General features: G+C 71.7%; 4 protein-coding genes. 3 read left to right on the forward strand and 1 reads right to left on the reverse strand.

Going from position 1 to position 4,378, the window contains the following annotated elements; translation table 11 throughout:
* Window positions 1-36 precede the first annotated feature (36 nt).
* On the reverse strand, window positions 37-717 hold the full coding sequence (locus ACFU7Y_RS40790; RefSeq protein WP_380771448.1) for a PH domain-containing protein: 681 nt from the start codon (window positions 715-717) through the stop codon (window positions 37-39).
* 106 nt (window positions 718-823) lie between these two features.
* On the opposite strand from ACFU7Y_RS40790, the gene deoC reads away from it, so the two are divergent.
* From deoC to ACFU7Y_RS40805, 3 genes are read left to right on the forward strand one after another with little or no spacing between them, the layout of a single operon-like run.
* The gene (gene deoC, locus ACFU7Y_RS40795; RefSeq protein WP_224281482.1) at window positions 824-1,810 is read left to right on the forward strand and encodes a deoxyribose-phosphate aldolase; all 987 of its coding nucleotides are present in this window, start codon (window positions 824-826) and stop codon (window positions 1,808-1,810) included.
* A gap of 5 nt (window positions 1,811-1,815) precedes the next feature.
* Window positions 1,816-3,312, forward strand: a complete 1,497-nt coding sequence (locus tag ACFU7Y_RS40800; protein WP_224281481.1) for an aldehyde dehydrogenase family protein — start codon at window positions 1,816-1,818, stop codon at window positions 3,310-3,312.
* Window positions 3,305-4,207, forward strand: a complete 903-nt coding sequence (locus ACFU7Y_RS40805; protein ID WP_224281480.1) for an aldehyde dehydrogenase family protein — start codon at window positions 3,305-3,307, stop codon at window positions 4,205-4,207. The genes ACFU7Y_RS40800 and ACFU7Y_RS40805 overlap by 8 nt, the downstream gene beginning before the upstream one ends.
* Window positions 4,208-4,378: the final 171 nt, after the last annotated feature.

The following is a 4,378-nucleotide window of genomic DNA, read 5'->3' on the forward strand; positions in this document are numbered from 1 at the left end:
CCGCCGGTCACCGACCGGCGGGCCCTTCGCTCGCACTCAGACCGCGATGACGGTGATCAGCGCGATCAGGCCGGCCAGGGTGGGGGCGATGACCCACCAGCACCAGCGGGCCTCGACCGGGCCGGCGGCGGTGGGGCGGCCCGCGTTGCGTTCGGCCATCTCCTGGAGGACGGCGGTGACCTGGTCGGACCAGGCGCGGGTGGGATCGGGCGAGCCTTCTACGACCGGGTTGGTGCGCTTGGTCTGCCCCATTCCCAGACCGATCCGGGAGGCGTGCCCGGCGGCGCCGGTCCCCTGCGCCCGGGTGGCCCGCTTGCGCTGCCGCAGCGACACCGGCACCGCCCAGACCTGGTACTTCCTACCGTCCGCGAGCAGTTCGACCGAGTACCCGGCGCGCAGCGCGTCCACCGAGGCCCACGGCGCGACGATGGTCCGCCACGGGTTGCGCACCACCAGCCGGTCGCGGCCGGCCGTCACGGCCGGGCGCAGCGTGTACGCGATCACCGGGAAGGCGAACACCGGCACCGCCGCGAGCGCGACGTACGGGGTCTTCCCGGTCCCGCTCACCACCGCGTCGCCGATCAGCCAGGCCGCGACGACCAGCAGCAGCACTCCGGAGATCACACCGGGGACAGAGCGGTACACGCGGTCCGCGTACTCGGGATCCCCGTCGGGGGCGGCTGGGCCCTGGTGGGGCTTGCCGTCGGAATCGGTCATGGCATCGATTCTGCCCCATGCCCCTCGCCCTGAGGTCTCGGTCCGGCCACGAATGGTGGGCGCCCTGGCGGCCCACTACGCGCGTAGATATGCTGCTCTGGTGACTATGTCCACTGTTGCAGCCAATGCCCTCGGCGTTGCGGGCAGCGGCCTTCAGGACGTTGCGGCGTCCGAGGCCTCGCTCCGCCGTTTCCTGCACGGCCTGCCCGGCGTCGACCAGGTCGGCCTGGAGGCGCGTGCCGCCGCTCTCGGTACCCGCTCGATCAAGACCACGGCGAAGGCGTACGCCATCGACCTGGCGATCTCGATGATCGACCTGACCACGCTGGAGGGCGCGGACACGGTCGGCAAGGTGCGCGCGCTGTGCGCCAAGGGCAGGACCCCCGACCCGACCGACCCGACCACCCCCCGCGTCGCCGCCATCTGCGTCTATCCGGACATGGTCGCCACCGCGAAGGCCGCCCTGAAGGGCACCGACATCCAGGTCGCCTCGGTGGCCACCGCCTTCCCGGCCGGCCGCGCCGCCCTCCCGGTCAAGCTCGCCGACACCGCCGACGCGGTGGCCGCGGGCGCCGACGAGATCGACATGGTGATCGACCGCGGTGCCTTCCTCTCCGGCCGCTACCTCGACGTCTTCGACGAGATCGTCGCGGTCAAGGAGGCGTGCAAGCGCCCCGACGGCAGCGCCGCCCACCTCAAGGTGATCTTCGAGACCGGCGAGCTCCAGACCTACGACAACGTCCGCCGGGTCTCCTGGCTGGCGATGCTGGCCGGCGCCGACTTCATCAAGACCTCCACCGGCAAGGTCGCCGTCAACGCGACCCCGCCGGTCACCCTGCTGATGCTGGAAGCGGTCCGCGACTTCCGCGCGGCGACCGGCGTCCAGGTCGGCGTCAAGCCCGCCGGCGGCATCCGCACCACCAAGGACGCCATGAAGTACCTGGTGATGGTCAACGAGACCCTCGGCGACGACTGGCTGACCCCGCACTGGTTCCGCTTCGGCGCCTCCAGCCTGCTCAACGACCTGCTGATGCAGCGCCAGAAGCTGGCCACCGGCCGCTACTCCGGCCCCGACTACGTGACGGTGGACTGATCACCATGGCCAAGAAGAAGAACACCGAGGAGCCCGTGGCCAAGCCCGCCGGCGGCCTCTTCGCCTACGCCCCGGCCCCGGAGTCCCCGGCCGCCGCGGGCGACATCGCCACCTCCTACGGCCACTTCATCGGCGGCGAGTTCGTCGACTCCTCCGGCAACGAGGCCCTGAAGACGGTCAACCCGGCCACCGAGCAGGTGCTCGCCGAGTTCGCCCGGGGCACCGAGGAGGACGTGGACCGCGCGGTCGCCGCCGCCCGCAAGGCCTTCGCCGACTGGTCGGCGCTGCCCGGCAGCGAGCGCGCCAAGTACCTGTTCCGAATCGCCCGGATCATCCAGGAGCGCAGCCGCGAGCTGGCCGTGCTGGAGTCGATCGACAACGGCAAGCCGATCCGCGAGACGCGTGACGTCGACCTGCCGCTGGTCGCCGCGCACTTCTTCTACTACGCGGGCTGGGCGGACAAGCTGGACTACGCCGGCTTCGGCCCGAACCCGAAGCCGCTGGGCGTGGCCGGCCAGGTCATCCCGTGGAACTTCCCGCTGCTGATGCTGGCGTGGAAGATCGCGCCCGCCCTGGCGACCGGCAACACCGTCGTCCTGAAGCCGGCCGAGACCACCCCGCTGACCGCGCTGCGCTTCGCCGAGATCTGCCGCCAGGCCGGTCTGCCGAAGGGCGTCGTCAACATCGTCACCGGTGACGGCCGCACCGGCGCCGCGCTGACCGCGCACCCGGACGTCAACAAGGTCGCCTTCACCGGCTCCACCCCGGTCGGCCGGGCCATCGCCAAGCAGCTGGCCGGCACCCGGAAGAAGCTCTCGCTGGAGCTGGGCGGCAAGGCCGCGAACATCGTCTTCGACGACGCGCCGATCGACCAGGCGGTCGAGGGCATCGTCAACGGCATCTTCTTCAACCAGGGCCACGTCTGCTGCGCGGGCTCGCGCCTGCTGGTCCAGGAGTCGATCCAGGACGAGCTGCTGGACGCCCTGAAGCGCCGGATGGCCACCCTGCGGGTCGGCGACCCGCTGGACAAGAACACCGACATCGGCGCCATCAACTCGGCCGAGCAGCTGGCCCGGATCACCGCGCTGACCGAGGCCGGCGAGGCCGAGGGCGCGGAGCGCTGGTCGCCGGCGTGCGAACTCCCGGGCACCGGCTTCTGGTTCAAGCCGACCCTGTTCACCGGCGTGAGCCAGGCCCACCGGATCGCCCAGGAGGAGATCTTCGGCCCGGTCCTGTCGGTGCTGACCTTCCGCACCCCCGCCGAGGCGGTCGAGAAGGCCAACAACACCCCGTACGGTCTCTCCGCCGGCATCTGGACGGAGAAGGGCTCCCGCATCCTCTGGATGGCCGACAGGCTCAGGGCCGGCGTGGTCTGGGCCAACACGTTCAACAAGTTCGACCCGGCCTCGCCGTTCGGCGGCTACAAGGAGTCGGGCTACGGCCGCGAGGGCGGCCGCCACGGTCTGGAGCCCTACCTGAATGTCGAGGCCCGAGATGTCTGATGTCGCAACGCGTCTTGACGTCCTCAAGACCTACAAGCTGTACGTCGGCGGGAAGTTCCCGCGCTCCGAGAGCGGGCGGGTGTACGAAGTGACCGACTCGAAGGGCGAGTGGCTCGCCAACGCCCCGCTGGGCACCCGCAAGGACACCCGCGACGCCGTCGTGGCCGCCCGCAAGGCGGTCAAGGGCTGGGCCGGCACCACCGCGTACAACCGCGGCCAGGTGCTGTACCGGGTCGCCGAGATGCTCCAGGGCCGGCGCGAGCAGTTCGCCGCCGAGGTGGCCGTCTCCGAGGGCATCGGCCCGAAGAAGGCCGCCGCGCTGGTGGACGCCGCGATCGACCGCTGGGTCTGGTACGCGGGCTGGACCGACAAGGTCGCCCAGATCGCGGGCGGCGCCAACCCGGTCGCCGGGCCGTACTTCAACCTCTCCACCCCGGAGCCGACCGGCGTGGTCGGGATCGTCGCCCCGCAGGCCGGGTACGGGCACTCGCTGCTCGGCCTGGTCTCGGTGATCGCCCCGGCGATCGCCACCGGGAACACGGTCGTGGTCGCGGCCGCCGCGGACGCCCCGCTGCCCGCGCTGTCGCTGGGCGAGGTGCTGGCCACCTCGGACGTCCCGGGCGGCGTGGTCAACATCATCTCGGGCAACACCGCGGACATCGCCCCGACCCTGGCCTCGCACCAGGACGTCAACGCGCTGGACCTCACCGGGGCCATCGCCGCCGACGGCCCCGGCGCGGCGCAGGCGCTCGAAGCGGCCGCTGCGGATACCCTGAAGAGGGTGGTCCGTCCGGTGCTGGACCCGTTCGCCCAGGACTGGACCAATGCGCCCGGTACGAACCGGCTACTCTCGTTCCTGGAGACGAAGACGGTCTGGCACCCGAAGGGGATCTGACCTCCACCGCTCCGGGCAACAACTCCACAGACTGGCCGTCCCCAGCGCCCTCACCCCCCAGGGCCCGGACGGTCACCGGACGGACCCGCGCCTCTCCCCCCCTGGCGCGGGTCCGTCGCCCTACCGGCGACTTTCGTCGCCGGAAGGGCCGACTTTCGAAGGCTCCCGGCC

Source organism: Kitasatospora sp. NPDC057542 (assembly GCF_042801945.1).
GTDB lineage: Bacteria > Actinomycetota > Actinomycetes > Streptomycetales > Streptomycetaceae > Kitasatospora.